Origin of the sequence: Mangrovicoccus sp. HB161399, assembly GCF_013184745.1 — a bacterium.
Lineage (GTDB): Bacteria > Pseudomonadota > Alphaproteobacteria > Rhodobacterales > Rhodobacteraceae > Mangrovicoccus.
In genome coordinates this window covers 16,414-38,495 of the sequence record NZ_JAATVU010000007.1, presented here as the reverse complement: position 1 = coordinate 38,495, position 22,082 = coordinate 16,414, and the positions used below count along the sequence as shown (strand labels likewise).

General features: G+C 68.8%; 21 protein-coding genes. 15 read left to right on the top strand and 6 right to left on the bottom strand.

Annotated elements, in window-relative coordinates; genetic code table 11:
• Positions 1-30: 30 nt before the first annotated feature.
• Positions 31-1,278: a threonine ammonia-lyase IlvA gene (gene ilvA, locus HCC78_RS05390; protein WP_172327723.1), complete on the top strand. Its 1,248-nt coding sequence runs from the start codon at positions 31-33 to the stop codon at positions 1,276-1,278.
• Positions 1,279-1,287: 9 nt separating this feature from the next.
• On the opposite strand, the gene HCC78_RS05385 is transcribed toward ilvA, so the two are convergent.
• Positions 1,288-1,614 carry an Hpt domain-containing protein gene (locus HCC78_RS05385; RefSeq protein WP_172327722.1) on the bottom strand — a complete coding sequence of 109 codons (327 nt, stop codon included), beginning with the start codon at positions 1,612-1,614 and terminating at the stop codon, positions 1,288-1,290.
• A gap of 162 nt (positions 1,615-1,776) precedes the next feature.
• On the opposite strand from HCC78_RS05385, the gene HCC78_RS05380 reads away from it, so the two are divergent.
• Complete coding sequence (locus tag HCC78_RS05380; RefSeq protein ID WP_172327721.1) at positions 1,777-3,084, top strand: PP2C family protein-serine/threonine phosphatase; 1,308 nt, start codon at positions 1,777-1,779, stop codon at positions 3,082-3,084.
• Between the two features lie 46 nt (positions 3,085-3,130).
• On the opposite strand, the gene HCC78_RS05375 is transcribed toward HCC78_RS05380, so the two are convergent.
• Positions 3,131-3,577: an NUDIX hydrolase gene (locus tag HCC78_RS05375; RefSeq protein ID WP_172327720.1), complete on the bottom strand. Its 447-nt coding sequence runs from the start codon at positions 3,575-3,577 to the stop codon at positions 3,131-3,133.
• 70 nt (positions 3,578-3,647) lie between these two features.
• Here HCC78_RS05375 and HCC78_RS05370 point away from each other — a divergent pair, with 70 nt between their 5' ends.
• The 3 genes from HCC78_RS05370 to HCC78_RS05360 are packed head-to-tail and all read left to right on the top strand — an operon-like array spanning position 3,648 to position 6,401.
• Positions 3,648-4,655 carry an Hsp33 family molecular chaperone HslO gene (locus HCC78_RS05370; protein ID WP_172327719.1) on the top strand — a complete coding sequence of 336 codons (1,008 nt, stop codon included), beginning with the start codon at positions 3,648-3,650 and terminating at the stop codon, positions 4,653-4,655.
• Positions 4,648-5,256: a CoA pyrophosphatase gene (locus HCC78_RS05365; protein ID WP_172327718.1), complete on the top strand. Its 609-nt coding sequence runs from the start codon at positions 4,648-4,650 to the stop codon at positions 5,254-5,256. The genes HCC78_RS05370 and HCC78_RS05365 overlap by 8 nt, the downstream gene beginning before the upstream one ends.
• Entirely contained in the window at positions 5,247-6,401 is a 1,155-nt protein-coding gene (locus HCC78_RS05360; protein ID WP_371743779.1) for a CCA tRNA nucleotidyltransferase, read from the top strand. Before HCC78_RS05365 ends, HCC78_RS05360 begins: the two co-directional genes overlap by 10 nt.
• 63 nt (positions 6,402-6,464) lie before the next feature.
• Here the strand turns inward: HCC78_RS05360 and HCC78_RS05355 are convergent, their stop codons facing one another.
• Entirely contained in the window at positions 6,465-6,707 is a 243-nt protein-coding gene (locus HCC78_RS05355) for a zinc ribbon domain-containing protein (protein WP_172327717.1), read from the bottom strand.
• Between the two features lie 272 nt (positions 6,708-6,979).
• Here HCC78_RS05355 and HCC78_RS05350 point away from each other — a divergent pair, with 272 nt between their 5' ends.
• The 3 genes from HCC78_RS05350 (at position 6,980) to HCC78_RS05340 (ending at position 12,041) form a co-directional block, all read left to right on the top strand.
• Positions 6,980-8,833 (top strand): ATP-binding cassette domain-containing protein, encoded by a 1,854-nt coding sequence (locus HCC78_RS05350; protein ID WP_172327716.1) that lies wholly within the window; start codon positions 6,980-6,982, stop codon positions 8,831-8,833.
• Positions 8,830-10,722, top strand: a complete 1,893-nt coding sequence (locus HCC78_RS05345; RefSeq protein ID WP_172327715.1) for an ABC transporter ATP-binding protein — start codon at positions 8,830-8,832, stop codon at positions 10,720-10,722. The genes HCC78_RS05350 and HCC78_RS05345 overlap by 4 nt, the downstream gene beginning before the upstream one ends.
• A gap of 101 nt (positions 10,723-10,823) precedes the next feature.
• Positions 10,824-12,041, top strand: coding sequence for a class I SAM-dependent RNA methyltransferase (locus tag HCC78_RS05340; protein ID WP_172327714.1), 1,218 nt, complete (start codon positions 10,824-10,826; stop codon positions 12,039-12,041).
• A gap of 93 nt (positions 12,042-12,134) precedes the next feature.
• On the opposite strand, the gene choV is transcribed toward HCC78_RS05340, so the two are convergent.
• Positions 12,135-13,166: a choline ABC transporter ATP-binding protein gene (choV, locus tag HCC78_RS05335; protein ID WP_172327713.1), complete on the bottom strand. Its 1,032-nt coding sequence runs from the start codon at positions 13,164-13,166 to the stop codon at positions 12,135-12,137.
• Positions 13,163-13,999, bottom strand: a complete 837-nt coding sequence (gene choW, locus HCC78_RS05330) for a choline ABC transporter permease subunit (protein ID WP_172327712.1) — start codon at positions 13,997-13,999, stop codon at positions 13,163-13,165. Before choW ends, choV begins: the two co-directional genes overlap by 4 nt.
• A 35-nt stretch (positions 14,000-14,034) precedes the next feature.
• Here choW and HCC78_RS05325 point away from each other — a divergent pair, with 35 nt between their 5' ends.
• On the top strand, positions 14,035-14,655 hold the full coding sequence (locus HCC78_RS05325) for a glutathione S-transferase family protein (RefSeq protein WP_172327711.1): 621 nt from the start codon (positions 14,035-14,037) through the stop codon (positions 14,653-14,655).
• Between the two features lie 15 nt (positions 14,656-14,670).
• Here the strand turns inward: HCC78_RS05325 and HCC78_RS05320 are convergent, their stop codons facing one another.
• A complete protein-coding gene (locus tag HCC78_RS05320; protein WP_172327710.1) occupies positions 14,671-15,594 on the bottom strand; it encodes a choline ABC transporter substrate-binding protein in 924 nt (307 codons plus the stop codon).
• Positions 15,595-15,677: 83 nt separating this feature from the next.
• Between HCC78_RS05320 and betI the strand changes: the two genes are divergently transcribed.
• From betI to HCC78_RS05290, 6 genes are all read left to right on the top strand, one after another.
• Positions 15,678-16,253 (top strand): transcriptional regulator BetI, encoded by a 576-nt coding sequence (gene betI / locus HCC78_RS05315; protein ID WP_172327709.1) that lies wholly within the window; start codon positions 15,678-15,680, stop codon positions 16,251-16,253.
• Positions 16,250-17,707, top strand: a complete 1,458-nt coding sequence (gene betB / locus HCC78_RS05310; RefSeq protein ID WP_172327708.1) for a betaine-aldehyde dehydrogenase — start codon at positions 16,250-16,252, stop codon at positions 17,705-17,707. Before betI ends, betB begins: the two co-directional genes overlap by 4 nt.
• On the top strand, positions 17,707-19,365 hold the full coding sequence (betA, locus tag HCC78_RS05305) for a choline dehydrogenase (RefSeq protein ID WP_172327707.1): 1,659 nt from the start codon (positions 17,707-17,709) through the stop codon (positions 19,363-19,365). The genes betB and betA overlap by 1 nt, the downstream gene beginning before the upstream one ends.
• A 115-nt stretch (positions 19,366-19,480) precedes the next feature.
• A complete protein-coding gene (locus HCC78_RS05300; protein ID WP_172327706.1) occupies positions 19,481-20,812 on the top strand; it encodes an FAD-binding oxidoreductase in 1,332 nt (443 codons plus the stop codon).
• A gap of 91 nt (positions 20,813-20,903) precedes the next feature.
• Positions 20,904-21,839, top strand: a complete 936-nt coding sequence (locus HCC78_RS05295) for a histone deacetylase family protein (protein ID WP_172327705.1) — start codon at positions 20,904-20,906, stop codon at positions 21,837-21,839.
• Entirely contained in the window at positions 21,840-22,082 is a 243-nt protein-coding gene (locus HCC78_RS05290) for an exodeoxyribonuclease VII small subunit (protein ID WP_172327704.1), read from the top strand.

Sequence of the window (22,082 nt, the reverse complement as noted above, 5' to 3'; positions counted from 1 at the left end):
GCAGCCGGAATTTCGGGGCATCTCCGGGGCATGACCTCTTTCATGGATGCCGCCCTCGCCGCAACGGCCCGCATGCACGGCGTGTTCGACAGCACGCCGCTGCTGCAGAACGCCCATCTCTCGTCGAAATACGGCGCCGAGATCTGGCTGAAGCGCGAGGATCTCTCGCCGGTGCGCAGCTACAAGATCCGCGGCGCCTTCAACGCCATGCGCAAGGTCCGGGCCGCCGATCCGGAGCAGGACCAGTTCATCTGCGCCTCGGCGGGCAACCATGCCCAGGGCGTGGCCTATGCCTGCCGCCATTTCGGCGTGAAGGGCACGATCTTCATGCCGGTGACGACGCCCGAGCAGAAGATCATGAAGACCCGCACCTTCGGCGGCGAGAACATCGAGATCAAGCTGACCGGCGACTATTTCGACGACACGCTGGCAGCGGCCAAGGAATTCTGTGCCAAGGTCGGCGGGCATTTCCTTGCGCCGTTCGACGATGCCGACGTGATCGAGGGCCAGGCCAGCGTGACGGTGGAAATCCTCGAACAGCTGGGCCGGGCGCCCGACATCCTGATCCTGCCGGTGGGCGGCGGCGGGCTGTCGGCCGGGGCGATCTCCTATCTCCGCGAGGCCGCGCCTGCCACCGATGTCTGGCTGGTGGAGCCCAAGGGCGGCGCCAGCCTGACTGCCGCGATCGCCGCGGGCGAACCGGTGACGCTGGGCCAGGTCGACAATTTCGTCGATGGCGCCGCGGTCGCGCGGATCGGCGCGCTGCCCTTCGAAACGCTGAGGCAGACGCCGCCCGACCATGTGCTGACGATCGGCGAGAACCGGCTCTGCACCACTCTGATAGAGATGCTCAATGTCGAGGGCATCGTGCTCGAGCCGGCCGGCGCGCTGGCCGTGGACGCGCTGAAGGACCTGGGCGACGTGATCCGCGGCAGGACCGTGGTCTGCGTCACCTCGGGCGGCAATTTCGACTTCGAGCGGCTTCCCGAGGTCAAGGAACGCGCGCAGCGATTCTCCGGCGTGAAGAAATACATGATCCTCCGGCTGCCGCAGCGTCCCGGCGCGCTGAAGGACTTCCTCAACCTGCTGGGCCCCGAGGACGATATCGCGCGGTTCGAATACATGAAGAAATCGGCGCGCAACTTCGGTTCGGTGCTGATCGGGATCGAGACTGCGCGGGCCGAGAATTTCGACGCGCTCTTCGCCCGGCTGGACGCGCACGGCTTCACCTATGCCGACATCACCGCCGACGAGACGCTGGCGGAATTCGTCATCTGAGGGCAGGGCTCAGGCGGCGAGATAGCCCGCCTTGGCGACCCGGTCGAAAAAATCCGCATGGCTCTGCGCATAGCAGGCCCTGAGCGCCCAGAGATCGGGCGGCGCCTTGGCCCGCGCCGCCAGTTCGCCCTCGCGGCACAGGCCGGCCAGCTTGGCGAAGCCGAGATTCAGCGCCGCGCCCTTGAGGAAGTGCAGGTCCTCCTCCAGCGTGGCGGAGCCGGGATCGAGCCGGTCGAGCACGCCGCCGACCTCTTCCAGGAACAGCTCGACCACCTCGGCAAAGGCATCGGCACCGACCTCATCGCGCAGTTCCTCTATCCTCGTCCAGTCCAGCATCCCGGTGCGTCCCTCCCTCGCGGGGCCAGAATGGGCGGGGTTGCTGAAGAACTGGTTAGCGCCTGCCGTTCCGCCGGGTCGCCGCGCGCCTGCGGGGTCCGATTCACATTGCCTTAAAGTCTCATGTGCCATCACGGCCGGGAAAGGTCGCGGACGGTAACCATGGAGTCTTCAGTCGATAGCAGCACGGATCCCCCAGCCGGCACGGTCCTGTCGACCCGGTCCGCCCATATCCTGATCGTCGATGACAGCCGCATGCAGCGGAAGATCCTGTCTGCCACGCTGAAGCAGATGGGCTATGACGTGACCGAGGCCGCCTCCGGCGAGGAGGCGCTGGAGCTGTGCCGCGGCCGCCAGTTCGAGCTGATCCTGTCCGACTGGATGATGCCCGGCATGGACGGGCCGGAATTCTGCGCGCGCTTCCGCGACCTGGAGGGCGACAGCTACGGCTATTTCATCCTGCTCACCTCGAAGAGCGAGCGCGACGACATCGCCAAGGGGCTGGAAGTCGGGGCCGACGATTTCATCACCAAGCCGGTCAACGCGGTGGAACTGCGCGCGCGGCTGACCGCCGGGCAGCGCATCGTCAACATGCAGCGCCAGCTGAGCCAGAAGAACAAGCAGCTGAGCCTGGCGTTCCAGCGGATCCAGGCGCTCTACGACGCGATCGAAGCCGACCTGGCCGAAGGAAAGCGGCTGCAGCAGTCGCTGGTGCGGGACCGCTACAAGGATCTCGGCGCGGCGGAGCTGTCGCTTCTGCTGCGTTCCGCCGGCCATGTCGGCGGCGATCTCGTCGGCTGGTTTCCGACCTCGGGCAGCCAGATCGGGCTCTACGCGATCGACGTGTCCGGCCACGGCATCACATCTGCGCTGCTGACCGCGCGGCTCGCCGGCTATCTATCCTCGACCTCGAAGGACCAGAACATCGCGCTGGAGCGCACGGTGGACAACTGGTTCCGCACGCTGCCGCCCCATCTGGTGGTCAAGCGGCTCAACGACCTGATGTTCCAGGACATCGATACCGAGCACTATTTCACCATCTGCCTCGCCATCGTCGACCTGCGCAGCGGGCTGGTGCGCATGACCCAGGCCGGCCATCCGCATCCGGCGGTCCAGCGCGCCGACGGCATGGTGGAATTCTTCGGCGCGGGCGACCTGCCGGTGGGGCTGGTGCCGGATGTCGACTATTCCAGCTTCTCCTTCTTCCTCTCGCCCGGCGACCGGCTGCTCCTTGTCTCTGATGGCGTCACCGAATGCCCGGCGGGACCGGAAAACCCCGAGATGATCGACCAGGACGGCCTGGCCAACATCCTGTCGCGCAACCGTGGCCTGGCCGGACCGGCGCTGCTGGAGGCGATGGTCTGGGACCTCACGCAGTTCTTCGGTGCCGACGACCTGCCCGACGATGTCTCCGCGGTGCTGCTGGAATACCATGGCCAGGACCGCGCCCCGCCGGTTCTGCCGCCCTGAGAATGATCTGCCTGGCTTCCGGTTCTGCCCGCGCCCGCCGGCGGGATCAGGCGCCGCCCAGCCGGAGGAGCTGCGCCAGCATCTCCCGGTCTCCCGGGCTGCCGAGGATGCCGACGGCTTCTTCGGCGGGCAGGAACACCGCGGAATGGCCCGGTTCGGTCGGGGCCGAGACGCGGCGCACGGGCCGGCCCAGATAGAGGCTGCAGACCTTCTCCGCCCAGAGGTCGTATTCCGGCATGTAGACGAAGCGGCGGTAGGCGCCGATCCGGCGCAGCCCGCCGATCGTCCAGCCGGTTTCCTCCATCACCTCGCGGTGCAGCGCCTGCAGCGGCGACTCGCCCGGATCGATGCCGCCGCCGGGCAGCTGGAATTCCGGCTCCGGCTCCATCTGGTGGGTCAGCAACAGGTCGCTTCCCGCCGCCAGAACGGCATAGGCGCCGGGCCGCAGGCGGTAGCTGACGTCAGGTCTCACGCTTTCTCCGAAGCGGCGCATGTCTTGGTCCCCCAGGTTGCCGTGCCCATCTAGGCGCGGTATGCCCAAGACGAGCCTACAAGGAAAGCCCATGACCATTGGCAAGCAGATCGCCTGGGACGACAACGTGCTGCCGTTCCAGCTGGACCTCGCGGATATCCGCGGCCGCGTTGCGCGGCTCGATACCGTGCTGGACCGGATCCTCGAACAGCACGACTATCCCGCGCCCGTCGAGGCGCTCGTCGCCGAGATGGCGCTCCTGACCGCGCTGATCGGCCAGACCATCGAGCTGCGCTGGAAACTGTCGCTGCAGGTGCGCGGCGACGGGCCGGTGCGGCTGATTGCGACCGACTACTACGGCCCCACCGATGCCGGCGAGCCGGCCCGGATCCGGGCCTATGCCTCCTTCGACCGGGACAGGCTGGACGGGCGGACGCCCTTCGAGCTGCTCGGGAAGGGGTATTTCGCCATCCTGATCGACCAGGGGGCGGGGATGCAGCCCTACCAGGGGATCACGCCGCTTGCGGGTCCGTCGCTGGCGGCCTGCGCGGAGACCTATTTCGCCCAGTCCGAACAGCTGCCGACGCGGTTTTCCATCGCCTTCGGCCAGTCTACGGCGCCGGGCACGCCGGAAACCTGGCGCGGCGGCGGCGTGATGCTGCAGCACATGCCGAAGGCATCGCCTTTCGTCGCCAACGAGGGCGGATCGGGCGAGGGCGGGCTGCTGCGCCCGAACGACATGCTCGACGGCGATGACGAGGAAAACTGGAACCGCGCGAACCTGCTGCTCGACACGATGGACGTTCTGGAACTGATCGGCCCGTCGGTCCAGTCGACCGACCTGCTGGTCCGGCTCTTCCACGAAGAGCAGCCGCGGGTCTATGACAGCCAGCCGGTCACCTTCGGCTGCACCTGTTCGGCCGACCGCGTGCGGCAGAGCCTGTCGATCTATTCGGCCAAGGATATCGGCCACATGACGACCGACGAGGGCATCGTCACCGCCGACTGCCAGTTCTGCGGCGCGCATTACGAGTTCGATCCGGCGACGCTGGGCTTCGAGGCGACCAAGGACCCGGAGAACGGCGAAGACGATGCCTGAGACCGGGCTGGCTCTGGTCGCCGACGCGCTGGAGCGCGATGCCCCGGCCTCGTCGGATTTCGACCTGAACCCGCAGGTTGTCCTGCCGGAGGGACGGCGGCTGCGTCCGGCTGCCGTCCTGGTCGGGCTGATGCCGGGACCGGCGGGGCTGGAGGTGCTGCTGACCAAGCGCTCCTCCAAGCTGCGCCACCATCCCGGCCAGATTGCCTTTCCGGGCGGCCGGCTCGACCCCGAGGACGGCGGCGATCCCGAGATTGCCGCGCTGCGCGAGGCGCAGGAGGAGGTCGGGCTCGATCCCGCGCTGGTCCGGGTCATGGGCCGGCTCACCCCGCATGAAACCGTCACCAGCTACCATGTCACCCCGGTCGTGGCCGAGATCACCGGGCCGTTCGTGCCGGTGGCCGAGGCGGGCGAGGTGGCCGAGATCTTCTCCGTGCCGTTCGATTTCCTCGCCGATCCGGCCAATTTCCGCGTCGAGGGCCGCCGCTGGCAGGGGTCGCGCCGCCATTATTACGCCGTGCCCTGGGGGCCCTACTACATCTGGGGGGCGACTGCGCGCATGCTGAAGGGGCTTGCGGACCGGGTGGCGTCGTGCCGCTGAGGATCTCGCCCGCCTGGCTCGACCGGGCGGGACCGCAGGATGTGATGGCAGCGCTCGGGCGGGCCGGCCACCGGGCCTGGTTCGTCGGCGGCTGCGTGCGCAACGCGCTCCTGAAGCAGCCCGGCAGCGATATCGACATCGCCACCACCGCCAGGCCCGAGCAGACCGTCGCCGCCGCCGAGGCCGCGGGCCTTCGGCCTGTGCCGACCGGGGCCGAGCACGGCACGATCACCGTGGTCGCGGGCGGCGAAGGCTACGAGGTCACCACGCTGCGCCGCGATGTCGAGACCGACGGCCGCCGCGCGGTGGTCAGCTTCTCGCACCGGATCGAGGAGGACGCGGCGCGGCGCGACTTCACCATGAACGCGCTCTATGCCGAGGCCGATGGCAGCGTGGTCGATCCGCTCGGCGGGCTGCCCGACCTGCGGGCCGGCCGGGTCCGCTTCATCGGCAGCGCGGAACAGCGGATCCGCGAGGACTACCTGCGGATCCTGCGCTTCTTCCGCTTCACCGCCTGGTACGGCAGCGACGGGCCGGATCCCGACGGGCTGGCGGCCTGCGCCGCGCTGGCCGAGGGGCTGGAGCGGATCGCCGCGGAGCGCAAGGGCCAGGAGATGAAGAAGCTGCTGGCTGCGCCCGATCCGGCGCCGGTCATGGCAACCATGGCGCAAAGCGGGGTGCTGCCGCATGTGCTGCCCGGGGCGGTGGCCGCGGCGCTGGCGCCGCTCGTCCATCACGAGCACGGCCTCGCGCCGGATCCGATCCGGCGCCTCGCGGTGCTGGGCGGGACCGATCCGGCCGCTGCGCTCCGCCTGTCGAAAGCCGAGGCGCGGCGGCTCCAGCTCTATCGCGGCGTGCTGGAGCGCGGCGACAGCCCGGGCCGGATCGCGCATGAGCACGGGCCGGACCGGGCGCGCGATGCGGCGCTGATCGCCGCGGCATTGACCGGCCAGCCGCCGATGCCCGGCCTGGAAGAGGCCATCGCCCGCGGTGCCGCGGCGCGCTTTCCCGTCAGTTCGAAGGACCTGATCGCGCGGGGCTACGAGGGCGCGGCGCTGGGGCAGCGGCTGCAGATCCTGAAGGAGGCCTGGATCGGCGCGGGGTTCGCCATGACGCGGGCGGAACTGCTGGCCCTGCCGGACTAGCGCCCCCGGGGAGCAGGACGCACCGGCGGAAGGCGCGGCGCAGCAAGCCGCCGCCGGTCCGTCCTATTTCAGCGCGGCCTTGCGCTCGGATTTGGAGTAATTGCTGAAATGGCCTTCCTTGGCCGCCTGCTTGCGTGCCGAGGCGATGATCCCCTTGGCCTTGCCGGGCGGCGCGACGCGGGAAAGCTGCTGCTTCACCTCGGCGCTGCCGCATTCGGGGCAGGGCGGCGGAGACGCGGCGCCGAGCGGAACCAGTTCCTCGAAGGCGGTCTCGCATTGGCTGCAGCGGTAGCTGTAATAGGGCATCTGGCTGTCCTCGTCCTGTCCGGGTCGGGGGCTCCTTCCTGTTCGCGGCTCCAGCATCGCGCGGGCCGGCCCGTCCGGACCACGTCCCCGCCGCACTCGGCACGGTAATTGCAGCCGGTCCGGCGCCCGCTGCAGGGATCTGCCGTTCTGGCAGGCAGGCAGGCGGCGGCCTGCCGCTTCCGTGACCGGCCGCCGCGCGCACACTGCGCGGGAAGGTTTCGCCCGGCGGCGGAATCAGCCTATCTGTCGGCCAAGCGCGAAAGGCCATTCCAGTGTTCCGTTTCTTCGAGACCCTTGTCGATCCGTATGCCGACTACCCCGAGACCGACGTCCCGCCGCGCGGGCTCTGGGCCTATCTGCGCGAGCTGTCGCGGCCCTTCCGCAAGGTCTTTGCCTGGGCCTTCGCGACGGCCATCCTGGTTGCTGCCGTGGAAATCTGGCTGATCGGCTACATGGGCCGGGTCGTCGACCTGCTCGGAACCACGTCGCCCGCCGAGCTCTGGGCCGCCCACGGCGCGGAACTGATCGCAATGGCTGTCTTCCTCGTCACGCTGCGGCCCGCGCTGCAATGGCTGAACGTGGCGCTGCTGAACAACGGGGTGATGCCGAATTACGGCACGCTGTTCCGCTGGCGGGCGCATCGCCACGTGCTGCGCCAGTCGGTCGGCTGGTTCGAGAACGACTTCGCCGGGCGCATCGCCAACCGCATCATGCAGGCGCCGCCGGCGGCGGGCGAGGCGGTGTTCCAGATCTTCGACGCGCTGACCTTCGCCACCGCCTATGTGATCGGCGCTGCCGTGCTGCTGGCGGATGCAGATGCGCGGCTGTTCCTGCCGCTGGCTGCCTGGTTCGTCGCCTATCTCTCGCTCGTGCGCTGGACGGTCCGCAGGATCGGGCCGGCCTCCAAGGCCAGCTCCGATGCGCGGTCCGCCGTCACCGGGCGGGTCGTCGACAGCTATACCAACATCCAGTCGGTGAAGCTCTTCGCGCACCATTCGGGCGAGCTCGACTACGCCAAGGAGGCGATCGAAAGGGCGCGGACCACCCTGGCCGCCGAGATGCGGCTCTTCACCATCATGGACGTCGTGCTGACCTTCCTGAACGGCTTCCTCGTCCTGGGCGTCGTCGGCTGGGCGATCTGGCTATGGGCGCAGGGCGCGGCCTCGGTCGGCGTGGTCGCGGCGGCCTCGGCGCTGACGCTCCGGCTCAACGCCATGACCGGCTGGATCATGTGGGCGGTGTCCAATTTCTTCCAGTCGCTCGGCGTCGTTGCCGAGGGGCTGGAGACAATATCGCAGCCGGTCACCCTGACCGACCGCCCCGGCGCGCCCGGCCTGCAGCTGGCAGACGGCCGGATCGCGTTCCGCGGAGTGTCGCACCATTACGGCAAGGGCGCGGGCGGGCTCGACCGCATCGCGCTGGAAATCGCGCCGGGCGAGAAGATCGGCCTGGTCGGCCGCTCCGGCGCCGGGAAATCCACGCTGGTCAAGCTGCTGCTGCGCTTCTACGACCCCGAAGGCGGCCGGATCGAGATAGACGGACAGGACATCGCGGCGGTCACCCAGGACAGCCTGCGGCGCCAGATCGGCATGGTCAGCCAGGAAAGTTCGCTGCTGCACCGGTCGGTGCGCGACAACATCCTCTACGGCCGTCCCGATGCGACGGAGGCGGAGATGGAGCAGGCGGCGCAGAAGGCGCAGGCGCAGGAATTCATTCCCGGGCTGATGGATGCGGCCGGCCGGCGGGGCTATGACGCCCAGGTCGGCGAGCGCGGCGTGAAGCTTTCGGGCGGCCAGCGCCAGCGCATCGCTCTCGCTCGCGTGATCTTGAAGGACGCGCCGATCCTCGTGCTGGACGAGGCCACGAGCGCGCTAGATAGTGAGGTCGAAGCCGCCATCCAGGACACGCTCTACGGGATGATGGAGGGCAAGACCGTCATTGCCATCGCCCACCGCCTGTCCACGATCGCCCATATGGACCGCATCCTCGTGCTCGACGGGGGCCGCATCGCCGAGGCCGGCAGCCATGCCGAACTTCTGGCGCAGGGCGGTCTCTATGCCGGGTTCTGGTCCCGCCAGTCGGGCGGCTTTCTCGGAACGGAAGACAAGACGGAGGCGGCCGAATGAGCAAGTGGCCCGAAGCTGAGATCGCGGAACGGAAAGCGGGGCGCATCCCGCCAGTCTTCCGCCGCCTGGCCGACACGATCGAGCCCTTCGCCCAGGCCGAGGGTCCGCCGCCGCGCAGCCTGCGTCCATTCCTGGGCTGGGCGCTGCAGGGGGCGGGCACGCAGATCCGCCTGGCTGTCGCCGCCTCGATCTCTGTCGGCATCACCACGGTGCTGGGCTTCTGGATGATTGGCTGGGTGATCGACGGCGCCCAGGCAGCGGGTGCCGGCTATCTTGCGAGCAACGGCTGGCAATTCGCGGCGCTGGCGCTGTTCTTCCTCGCGGTCTGGCCGCTTTCCATGGTCGCGAACGCCGCCTTCAACACCATCACGCTGCAGCCGAACCTCTATGCGCTGGTGCTGAGCCGTGTGAACCGCCACACGCTGGGACAGGCGCTGAGCTATTTCGACAACGATTTCGCCGGGCGGATCGCGCAGAAATCGCAGCAGACCGCCCGCGCGCTGACCGAGGTGGTCACGGAATCCACCAACATCCTGGGCAATGCCGTGGCGGCGGCGCTGTCGGCGGTGGTGATGCTCGGCGCGGTGAACTGGTGGCTGGGGCTTGCCGTGCTGGTCTGGATGGCCGGCTACGCGGTGCTGATCCGCATCTTCCTGCCGCGCATCCGGTCGCGGTCGCAGCTGCGCGCGGCGCGGCGCGCCATGGTCACCGGGCAGATCGTCGACACGATCACCAACATCACCACGGTGAAGCTCTTCGCCCATGGCACCAAGGAAGAGGCCGCGACCGAGGACTCGCTGCATGGCTACCGCGAGGCCTCCGTCGCCTGGGCGTCCATCGTCGTGACCTTCCGGCTGTTCATCTTCGTGCTCGCCGGGCTGCTGCCGACCGTGCTGATCGGGCTCAGCCTGTATCTCTGGGGGCAGGGGGCAGCGACGGCCGGCGACATCGCCGCGGCCGGGCTCGTCTCCACCCGGCTGGCCACGATGACCGGCTGGGTCAGCTTCGCAGCGCTCGGCATCTTCTCCAATATCGGCGAGATCGAGGACGGCATCCGCACGCTCACCCCGCCGCATGCCATCACCGACCGTCCCGAGGCCGCGAACATCCCGCGCGCCAGCGGCGCCGTGCATTTCGAAGGCGTGTCCTTCGGCTATGGCGGCAAGCCGGGCGCGGCGCTCGACAGGTTCGAGCTCGATATCCGCGCGGGCGAGAAGATCGCGCTGGTCGGCCGGTCCGGGGCGGGCAAGTCGACGGTCATGTCGCTGCTCCTGCGCCTCTACGATGTCGAGGGCGGGCGGATCACGCTCGACGGCCGCGACATCCGCGAGCTGACCCAGGACGCGCTGCGCCGCCAGATCGCCATGGTCCGGCAGGAAACCGCGATGTTCAACCGCTCGGCGATGGACAACATCCGCTATGGCCGCGCCGATGCCACCGACGAGGAGGTCATGGAGGCCGCGCGCCAGGCCTCGGCGCATGACTTCATCCTGACGCTGCGCGACCATCGCGGCCGCAGCGGCTATGATGCGCATCTGGGCGAGCGCGGCGTGAAGCTGTCAGGCGGGCAGCGGCAGCGCATCGCGCTCGCGCGCGCGATCCTGAAGGACGCGCCGATCCTGGCGCTGGACGAGGCAACCTCGGCGCTCGACAGCGAGGTCGAGGCCGAGATCCAGGAGGCGCTGGACCATGTGATGCAGGGCAAGACCGTGGTCGCCATCGCCCACCGGCTCTCCACCATCGCGGCGATGGACCGCATCATCGTGCTGGAAGGCGGCCGCATCGCAGAGATGGGCACCCATGACGCATTGCTGGCGCAGGGCGGCCTCTATGCCCGCTTCTGGCACCGCCAGTCCGGCGGCTTCCTCGGGGCCGAAGCCGCGGAATGAGGCGGTCTCCCTCTCCCCTCGGGGGAGAGGGCCGGGGCGAGGGGGCTCTGGCCCCGCGCGCGCCCGTGGTATAGGTCGGCCCGGCACATGGGGAGCCAGGCATGACCGAGCTTGTGATCACGAAATTGGGGCATCTGGGGGACGGGCTGGCCGAGGGCATCGCCGTGCCCGGCGCGCTGCCCGGCGAGACCGTCGCGGGCGAGGTCGAGGGCGGCACCATGGCTGCGCCCAAGATCCTCGTGCCGTCCTCCGACCGGGTGAAGCCGCCCTGTCCGCATGCGAGATCCTGCGGCGGCTGCGTGATCCAGCACGGTTCCGATGCTCTCGTTGCCGGGTGGAAGCGCGGCATCGTCGCCGATGCGCTGCGCGCCCAGGGAATCGCGGCGGAGGTCGGCCTGCCGCTGACCTCGCCCGCGGGCAGCCGCCGCCGCGCGGGCTTCGCCGGGCGCCGCACCAAGAAGGGTGCGCTCGTCGGCTTCCACGGGTCGCGCTCGCACACGCTGGTCGAGGTGCCCTCCTGCCTGGTGATCACGCCGAAACTGGCGGCGCTGAGTCCGCACCTGGAGGCGATGGCGATGGCGGGAGGCTCGCGCAAGGGCGAGATTTCCTTCCAGGCGACCGAGACGCTGAACGGTCCGGACGTGGCCGCGAAGGGCGGCAAGGAGATGGATCTGGACCTGCACCAGGAACTGGTCGCGCTCGGGGCGGCGGCGGGTCTGGCGCGGCTGAGCTGGAACGGCGAGCAGGTGGCGCAATGGGCGGCGCCCGAGATCCGGCTGGGACCGGCGCGGGTATCGCTGCCGCCCGGCGCCTTCCTGCAGGCGACGGCGCATGGCCAGGCGGCGCTGACGGCGGCGGTGGAGGAGATCGCCGCGGGCGCCTCGCGGATCGCCGACCTGTTCTGCGGCTGCGGCACCTTCGCGCTGCCGCTGTCGGTGCGGGCGGATGTGCTTGCCTTCGAATCCGAGCGGCCGCAGGTCGCGGCGCTGCAGGCGGCCTGGAACCGGACGGAGGGACTGCACCAGCTCAAGGCGGAGGCGCGCGACCTGTTCCGGCGCCCGCTGACGGCGGACGAGCTGAAGGGCGTGGAGGCGGTGGTGATCGACCCGCCGCGGGCCGGTGCCGCGGCGCAGATGGCGGAGCTCGCGAAATCGGAGGTCCCGGTTATCGCCTCGGTCTCCTGCAGCCCGTCGAGCTTCGCGCGCGACGCGGCCCTGCTGATCGCGGGCGGCTACGAGATGGGGCCGGTGGCGGTGGTCGACCAGTTCCGCTGGTCGCCGCATGTCGAGATTGCCGCGGGCTTCGTGCGCCGGGACTGACGTCGAGCCCGCGGGAAGCGAGGCCGGGAGGGGCAGATCCCCCTCCCGGACCCACCCCGCCGCCAGGGGAGGATGGCGGCGGGACAGGCCGCGTCAGGCGGCGTTGACCGGATCGGTCAGCCGCTTCAGCACGCTCACCCGGCTGACCTGCCCGACGAGCGCGCCGTTGCGGGTGACGGGCAGCGGCATGTCGGAGCTGCAGACCGCCTGCATCACCTCGGCCACCGGTGTCGCGGCATCGACGCCGTCGCCGGACGCCGCCGTCGCCGGCTCCATCACGTCCTCGGCGGTCAGCACGCCGAGCGGGTTCATGTGCGCCACGAAATCCGCCACGTATTCGTTGACCGGGTTCGAGAAGATCTCCTGCGGGGTGCCGCATTGCACGATCCGCCCGCCTTCCATGATCGCGATCCGGTTGCCCAGCTTGAAGGCCTCGTCCAGGTCGTGGCTGACGAAGATGATCGTGCGCTTGAGTTCCCGCTGCAGCTGCAGCAGCTCGTCCTGCAGCCGCGAGCGGATCAGCGGATCGAGCGCCGAGAACGGCTCGTCCATCAGCAGGATCGGCGCCTCGGTGACGAAGGCGCGGGCCAGCCCGACGCGCTGCTGCATGCCGCCCGACAGCTCGCCCACCTTGCGGTCGGCCCAGTCGGAGAGGTTCACCAGCTCCAGCTGGCGGTTCACCCGTTCCTCGCGTTCCTTCCGCGGCACGCCGCCGAGCTCCAGCCCGAGCCAGACGTTCTCCCGCACCGTGCGCCAGGGCAGCAGCCCGAACTGCTGGAAGACCATGGCGATCTGGTCGAGCCGCATCGAGCGCAGCGTCTTGCTGTCGGCATGGGTGATGTCGACCATCTCCTGGCCGCGGCGGACATGCACCGCGCCGCGCACCACCGGGTTCAGCCCGTTGACGGCGCGCAGCAGCGTCGACTTGCCCGAGCCCGAGAGCCCCATCAGCACGAGGATCTCGCCTTCGCCGACCTCCAGCGTGCAGTCATGCACGCCCAGCACCTGCCCGGTCTCGTCCTGGATTTCCGAGCGGCTCTTGCCGGCATCCATCAGGGGCAGGGCTGCCTCGGGCTCCTTGCCGAAGACGATGTTCACGGCGTCGAAACTGACGGCTACGCTCATTTGCGGCCTCCTGCATGCAGCATCCGGTCAAGCATGATGGCGACGACGACGATCACGAAGCCGCTTTCGAAGCCGAGGGCCGTGTTCACCTGGTTCAGCGCGCGCACGACCGGCACGCCGAGTCCGTCGGCGCCGACCAGCGCGGCGATCACGACCATCGACAGGCTCAGCATGATGGTCTGGTTGAGACCGGCCATGATCTGCGGCACGGCATAGGGCAGTTCCACCTTCCAGAGCACCTGGGAGGGCGTGCCTCCGAAGGCGCGGGCGGCTTCCAGCAGGTGCTGCGGCGTGGCGGCGACGCCCAGATAGGTCAGGCGGATCGGCGCAGGCACCACGAAGATCACCGTGGCAATCAGGCCCGGCACCATGCCGATGCCGAAGAACACGATCGCGGGGATCAGGTAGACGAAGGTCGGCAGCGTCTGCATCAGGTCGAGGACCGGCCGCATCGCCATGTAGAGCTTGGGCCGGTGCGCGGCGGCAATGCCGATCGGCACGCCGATGGCCATGCAGACCATGCAGGCCGAGAGCACCAGAGTCAGGCTCTCGGTGGTCTCTTCCCAGTAGCCCTGGTTGATGATGAACAGGAAGCCCGCCAGTATCCCGGCCGAAACCTTCCAGTTGCGCTGCAGCGCGTAGCTGATCGCGACGAAGACTGCGACCACCGCCAGTTCCGGCGGTTCCTGCAGCACCCAGAGGATGCCGCCGATGAAACTGTCCATGAAGTCGGCCAGCCCGTCGAAGAACCAGGCACCATGCATCTGGAGCCAGTCGAAAATTGCCGCTGCCCATTTCCCGATCGGGATCTTGTTGTCGGTCAGCCAGTCCATGTTATCCCTTGTCCGTCCTGTTCGCGGAGGCCCTGATGACCGACCTCGTTCTCTATACAAATCCGATGTCCCGCGGCCGCATCGCGCGCTGGCTCATGGAAGAGGCGGGCCAGCCCTATGACACGGTGGTCCTCGACTACGGGACCACGATGAAGGCGCCGGAATACCTGGCCATCAATCCGATGGGAAAGGTGCCTGCGCTCGTCCATGGCGACCGCGTGGTCACCGAGAATGCGGCGATCTGCGCCTACATGGCCGATGCCTTCCCCGGGGCGGGGCTGGCGCCGGACCCGATGGACCGCGCAGACTACTACCGCTGGCTCTTCTTTGCCGCCGGTCCGCTCGAGCAGGCGGTCACCAACGCCTCGGTCGAGCTCGATACCAGCGACCCGTCGCTTGCCCGCCGCTTCGGATACGGCACGCTCGGGACGGTGCTCGACACGCTCGACGGCTTTCTCGACGGGCGCGCCTATGTCTGCGGCGACCGGTTCTCGGCCGCCGACGTCATGCTGGGCATGCAGCTCCACTGGGGGATGGCGTTCCACGGGATCCCGTCGCGCCCCAGCTTCACCGCCTATGCCGCCCGGCTGGCATCCCGCCCGGCCTTCCTGCGCGCCTCCGAACTGGATGACGCGCTGGCGGCCGCCGGGGGATGACGCCGGGGCCAGGTCTCAGAGCCCCAGCTCGGACTTTACCGCGGCCATGGCGTCGCCGCCGTCAAGCGTGGTCACGCCCTCGAGCCAGCCGGTCATGATGTCCGGGTTGGCTTTCAGCCAGGTCCCGGCCGCGTCCTGGGGATCGGCGCCGTCATTGAGGATGGCGCCCATGATCTCGTTCTCCATCTTCAGCGTGAAGGCGAGATTGCCGAGCAGCTTGCCGACATTCGGGCATTCGCCCAGATAGCCCTTGCGGACATTGGTATAGACCGTGGCGCCGCCGAAATCCGGACCGAACCAGTCGTCGCCGCCGGTCAGGTAGGACATCTCGAAGCTGGAGTTCATCGGGTGGGGCTCCCAGCCGAGGAAGACGACCGGCTCCTTCTTGCGGTCGGCGCGGGCGACCTGGGCCAGCATGCCCTGCTCGGAGCTTTCGACGACCTTGAAGTCGTCCAGCCCGAAGGCGTTCTTGTCGATCATTTCCTGGATCAGGCGGTTGCCGTCGTTGCCGGGCTCGATGCCGTAGATCTTGCCGTCGAGCTCGTCCTCGAAATTGGCGATCTCGGCGAAATCGGTGATGCCCAGGTCATGGCCGGCCTTGTTGACGGCCAGCGTGTATTTCGCGCCTTCGAGGTTGGCGCGGACGGTCTCGACGGTGCCTGCGTCGCGGTAGGGCGCGATGTCGGCTTCCATGGTCGGCATCCAGTTGCCGAGGAAGACGTCGACATCGCCCTTCGCGATCGAGGTATAGGTCACCGGGACCGAGAGGATCTTGATGTCCGTCTCGTAGCCGAGGGCCTTGAGCACGACCGTCGTCGCGGCGGTGGTGGCCGTGATGTCGGTCCATCCCACATCCGAGAAGACGACCTTGCCGCAATCCGCGTTGGCTGCGGTGGTGCAGGCACAGGCCAGGGCGAGGAGAGAAGCGGTCAGTTTCATTGTAGTCCCCGTCGTCGTTTTGTTGATTGACGAGTCAATTAAGAACACCCTATCCTGAAGATGCAACCAAAAAGAGCCAAAAGATGCCGAAAGTCGGAATGGAACCCATCAGACGCCGCGCGCTTGTGCAGGCTGCGATCGAGGAGATCGGCGCCGCGGGAAGCCTCGACGTCACGGTGTCGCGAATCGCCAAGCGCGCAGGCATGTCCTCCGCGCTCGCGCATCATTACTTCGGGTCGAAGGAAGACATATTCCTTGCCGCGATGGGCCATATACTGAGCCTGTACGGCGGCGAGGTGCGGCGCAGCCTCGCGGCGGCCGAAGGGCCCCGCGCGCGGCTGGAGGCGATCATCTCGGCCGGGTTCGCGCCGGTGAACTTCCGCCATGAAACCGTCTCCGCCTGGCTCAGCTTCTATGTGCTCGCCCAGACCTCGCAGAAGGCGAATCGCCTCCTGCGGGTCTATCACCGGCGGCTCCACTCCAATCTCGTCCACGATCTGCGTCCGCTGGCGGGCCCCGCCGCGGAGGGAATCGCGGAGCGGCTCGCCGGCCTGATCGACGGGCTCTATCTCCATGCGGCGCTCAATCCCCGGACGACCGCCGCCATTGCAAATGGCCATGCGCTGCGCGCGCTGGACAACGAATTGAGGACCGCATGACCGATCTGCAACCGAAGGCCAGCCATTTCATCGGCGGGGCCTATGTCGAGGACACGGCCGGCGCGCCGATCGAGGTGATCTATCCGGCCACCGGCGAGGTGATCGCGGTGCTGCATGCCGGGACGTCCGCCATCGTCGAGCAGGCCGTCGCCGCGGCCGGCGCGGCGCAGGCGGAATGGGCGGCGATGACCGGGACCGAACGCGGCCGGGTGCTGCTGAAGGCCGCCGCGCTCATACGCGAGCGCAACCGCGAACTCTCGGTGCTCGAGACCCATGACACCGGCAAGCCGCTGCAGGAGACGCTGGTCGCCGACGCGACGTCGGGCGCGGATGCGCTGGAATATTTCGGCGGCCTCGCCGGCAGCCTGACCGGCGAGCACATCCCGGTCGGAGGCGGCGACTTCGTCTATACCGTGCGCGAGCCGCTGGGCGTCTGCCTCGGCATCGGCGCCTGGAACTATCCGACCCAGATCGCCTGCTGGAAGGCCGCGCCGGCACTGGCCTGCGGCAACGCGATGATCTTCAAGCCCTCCGAGACGACGCCGCTCTGCGCGCTGAAGATCGCCGAGATCCTGATCGAGGCCGGCGCCCCCGCCGGGCTGTTCAACGTGGTGCAGGGCTTCGGCGAGACCGGCGCGATGCTCACCGGGCATCCGGGCATCGCCAAGGTGTCGCTGACCGGCTCGGTTCCGACGGGCCGCAAGGTGGCGGCGCAGGCCGCCGGGATGATGAAGCATGTCACGATGGAACTGGGCGGCAAGTCGCCGCTGATCATCTTCGACGATGCCGACCTGGAATCGGCCATCTCCGCGGCGATCAACGGCAACTTCTATTCGTCCGGCCAGATCTGCTCGAACGGCACCCGCGTCTTCGTCCAGAAGGGCATCAAGGAGGCGTTCCTGGCGCGCCTGGCCGAGCGTCTCGGCACCGCCGTGATCGGCGACCCGATGGACGAGGCGACGAATTTCGGCCCGATGACCACCAAGGCGCAGCTGGAGATCGCACTCGGTTATGTCGCCAAGGGCGTTGCCGAGGGGGCGCGGCTGGTCACCGGCGGCGAGCGGATCGAAAGGGAAGGGTTCTGGATGACCCCGGCGGTCTTCGCCGATGTCACCGACGGCATGTCGATCGCCCGCGAGGAAATCTTCGGCCCGGTCATGTCGGTGCTGGATTTCGAGGGCGAGGACGAGGTGGTCGCCCGCGCGAACGACACCGAATTCGGCCTGGCCGGCGGGGTGTTCACCAATGATCTCGCTCGCGCCCACCGCGTGATCGGCCGGATCCGGGCAGGCAGCTGCTACATCAACACCTACAATCTGACGCCGGTCGAAGCCCCCTTCGGCGGCATGAAGGCCTCGGGCGTCGGGCGCGAGAACTCGAAGGAAGCGATCAACCATTATTCCGAGGTGAAGTCAGTCTATGTCTGCCTCGGCAAGACGGAGGCGGCATTCTGATGGAAGCGGATTACGTCATCGTCGGCGCGGGCAGCGCCGGCTGCGCCATGGCCTACCGGCTGGCCGAGGCCGGAAAATCGGTGCTGGTCATCGAACACGGCGGCACCGATGCGGGGCCCTTCATCCAGATGCCGGCGGCGCTGAGCTATCCGATGAACATGCCGCTCTATGACTGGGGCTATTCCTCCGAGCCCGAGCCGCATCTGGGCGGGCGGACCCTGGTCACGCCGCGCGGCAAGGTGATCGGCGGATCTTCCTCGATCAACGGCATGGTCTATGTGCGCGGCCACGCGAAGGATTACGACCACTGGGCCGAAAGCGGCGCCGACGGCTGGTCCTATGCCGATGTCCTGCCGTATTTCAAGCGGATGGAAAGCTGGCATGAAAGCGGCCAGGGCGGCGATCCGGACTGGCGCGGAAAGGACGGCCCGCTGCACGTGACCCGCGGCCCGCGGGACAATCCGCTGCATGCCGCCTTCGTCGAGGCCGGCCGCCAGGCGGGCTATCCGGTGACCGACGACTACAACGGCGAGCAGCAGGAGGGCTTCGGCCCGATGGAGCAGACGGTCTGGAAGGGCCAGCGCTGGTCCGCGGCCAATGCCTATCTGAAGCCGGCGCTGAAGCGGGACAACTGCGATATCGTTCGCGCCTTCGCGCGCCGCGTCGTGATCGAGGACGGCCGCGCGGTGGGCGTCGAGGTAGAGAAGGGCGGCAGGATCGAAGTGATCCGCGCCCGCGCAGAGGTGATCATCGCGGCGAGCTCGCTGAATTCGCCGAAGCTTCTGATGCTGTCGGGCATCGGGCCTGCGGCGCATCTGGCCGAGCACGGAATCGACGTCGTCGCCGACCGTCCGGGCGTCGGTCAGAACCTGCAGGACCACCTGGAGGTCTACATGCAGATGGCCGCGAGCCAGCCGGTCACGCTGTTCAAGTACTGGAACCTGTTCGGCAAGGCGATGATCGGGGCGCAGTGGCTGTTCACGAAGAAGGGGCTCGGCGCGTCGAACCAGTTCGAGAGCGCGGCCTTCATCCGCTCGCGGGCCGGCGTCGAATACCCGGACATCCAGTACCACTTCCTGCCCATCGCGGTGCGCTATGACGGCCAGGCGGCAGCGGAAGGCCACGGCTTCCAGGTGCATGTCGGACCGATGCGCTCGCCGTCCCGCGGCTCGGTCTCCCTGCGCTCGGCGGACCCGAAGGCGAAGCCGGTGATCCGGTTCAACTACATGAGCACCGAGCAGGACTGGGCCGATTTCCGCGCCTGCATCCGGCTGACCCGGGAGATCTTCGCGCAGGAGGCGTTCAAGCCGTATATCCGCCACGAGATCCAGCCCGGCGCCGCGCTGCAGACCGACGGGGAGATCGACAGCTTCATCCGCGAGCATGCGGAAAGCGCCTACCATCCCTGCGGCAGCTGCCGGATGGGCCGGGCCGACGATCCGATGGCGGTGGTCGATCCGCAGGTCCGGGTGATCGGCGTCGAGGGGCTGCGGCTGGCCGACAGCTCGATCTTCCCGCGGGTGACCAACGGCAACCTCAACGGTCCGTCGATCATGACCGGCGAGAAGGCGGCCGACCACATCCTGGGCAAGTCACCGCTGGCGCCCGCCAATGATGCGCCCTGGATCAACCCGGCCTGGCAGACGGCGCAGCGCTGACCAGGGCGGGGAGGGGGATGCCCCCTCCCCGTGCCCCTCCCCCCGCGCTCCTGCCCGAGGCTTGACCTTGGCGGGACGCGCGCGCATGGCTCCGCTGCCTGCCCGGAGTATGCCGATGTCCCAAATCCCCTACGAATCCGCTGCCTATGAGGCCTCCTCGGTGGAGGGCTGCTACTGGACTGCGACCTGCGCGGCGCCGGACTGCCCGCCGCTGGAGGGCGAAGCACAGGCCGAGGCCGTGGTGGTCGGGGCGGGCTACACCGGGCTGTCGGCGGCGCTGCACCTGGCGCGCGCGGGGATGGACGTGGCCGTGCTGGACCGGCACGGGCCGGGCTGGGGCGCGTCGGGGCGCAACGGCGGCTTTGCCTGCATCGGCGGCTCGAAGCTGGACCGCGGCCAGATGGTCCGGGCCTACGGCGCAGAGGCGCGCGCCGAGTGGGTGCGCGCCGAGCGCGAGGCCATCGGAACGGTGGAACGCCTGGCCGGAGAGCTCGGGATCGGCATCGACCGGCATTCGGATGGCGAGGCCATGCTGGCGCATTCGGCGCGCGCGATGGCTGACATCCGGGCGGACGCCGGTCCCGCCGGAGCGGAATACGGCGTCCGGGCCGAGGTGCTGGAGCCGGAGTCGCTGGCCGAACGCGGCCTGTCCGCGGCGGGGATGCATGGTGGGCTCCGCCTGCCGGTCGGGTTCGGGCTCAACCCGCGGAAATACGTGACCGGGCTGGCCCGCGGCTGTCTCGCCGCGGGGGTGCGGATCCACGGCAATTCGGCGGTGGCGCGGATCGTGCGGGAGGGCGGGGCCTATCTGATCCAGACGCCTTCGGGCCGGCTCCGGGCGCGGCGGCTGGTCCTGGCGACCAATGGTTACGCGTCGGACGACCTGCCGGACTGGATGCGGGCGCGGTTCCTGCCGGTGCAGTCCTCGGTGCTGGTGACCCGGCCGATCACCGCGGAGGAGCGGCAGGCGCAGGGCTGGACTTCGGACCTGATGGCCTATGACAGCCGCCACCTGCTGCACTATTTCCGCATGCTGCCAGAGGGGCGGTTCCTGTTCGGCATGCGCGGCGGCATCCGCTGGACGCCCGCGGCCCACCGGAAGATCCGGGCGCAGATGCGGGCGGATTTCGAGGCGATGTTCCCGGCATGGACATCGGTGGAGACGCCGTTCTTCTGGTCGGGGCTGGCGAATCTGACGCGGCGGCTGGTGCCCCATGTCGGTCCAGTCGGGGACTGGCCGGATTCGGTCGTGGCCTTCGGCTATCACGGCAACGGCGTGGCGATGGCCAGCTGGTCGGGGCTGCAGGCGGCGAAGCTGCTGCTTGGCGAGGCGCATGGCCTGCCCGGCTTCGTCATGGCCGCGCCGAAGCGCTTCGAGCTGGGCCGCGCCCGGCGCCTCGCCTTGGCCGGCGCCTATGTCTGGTACGGGCTGCTCGACCGCCGCTGAGCCTCCCTCTCCCCCCAGGGGAGAGGGCCGGGGTGAGGGGGCGCCCTTTGGCGCGGTTGCGCGGCGGCTCGGGCCTGCCTAGCCTCGCGCCATGAGCACAGCCTATTTCGCCCACCCGTCCGGTCTCGCCCATGTCACCCCGCCCGGCCATCCCGAGCAGGTGGCGCGGCTGCAATCCATCGCCGCCGTGATCGACACGCCCGGCTACGACGCGCTGATCCGGGTCGAGCCGCCCGCGGCGCCGGATGCGGAAATCCTGCGCTGCCATCCGCAGCGCTATGTCGACAAGGTCGCGGCAGCGATTCCGGCGGCAGGCTGGGCGGCGCTCGACGGCGATACGCATCTCAGCCCGGAGTCGATGGAGGCGGCGCGGCGCGGCGTGGGCGGCTGCCTGAAGGCGGTGGACATGGTGCTGGCGGGAGAGGCCTCGAACGCCTTTGTCGCCATGCGTCCGCCGGGGCACCATGCCGAGACGGAGACAGCGATGGGATTCTGCCTTTTCGGCAATGCCGCCATCGCCGCGAAATATGCGCTGGACCATCACGGGCTGTCGCGCGTGGCCGTGGTGGATTTCGACGTGCATCACGGCAACGGCACGCAGGATCTGCTCTGGAACGAGGAGCGGGCGCTTTTCGTCTCTACCCACCAGATGCCGCTCTATCCCGGCACCGGCGCGCATGACGAGCGGGGCGCGCATGGCCAGATCGTCAACGTGCCGCTGCCGCCGGGATCGGACGGAAACCTGATGCGGCGGGTGACGGACGAGATCATCATCCCGGCGCTGGAGCGGCATAAGCCCGAGCTTATGATCGTTTCGGCCGGGTTCGACGCTCACCTTGCCGATCCGCTGGCCAGCCTCGAGTGGGACACGGAGGATTTTGCCTGGATCACCGAACGGCTCTGCGGCGCGGCGGATGCGCTTTGCGGCGGCCGGCTGGTCTCGACACTGGAGGGCGGGTATGATTTGGCTGCCCTCGCCGCCTCCGTGGCGGCGCATGTCGATGTTCTGATGAAGCGGGGCGCTTGAATGGCCGAGAAGAAAGTCACCGAGATGAGCTTCGAGGAGGCGATGGCGGCGCTCGAGTCGGTCGTCAGCCAGCTGGAGCAGGGCGAGGTCGGGCTCGAGGATTCGATCAAGCTCTACGAGCGCGGCGCCGAGCTGAAGGCGCATTGCGAGACCAAGCTGAAGCAGGCCGAGGAAAAGGTCGCGGCGATCACGCTGGACCGCAACGGAGAGCCTTCCGGGCTGAAGCCGGTCGAGGGCCTCTGA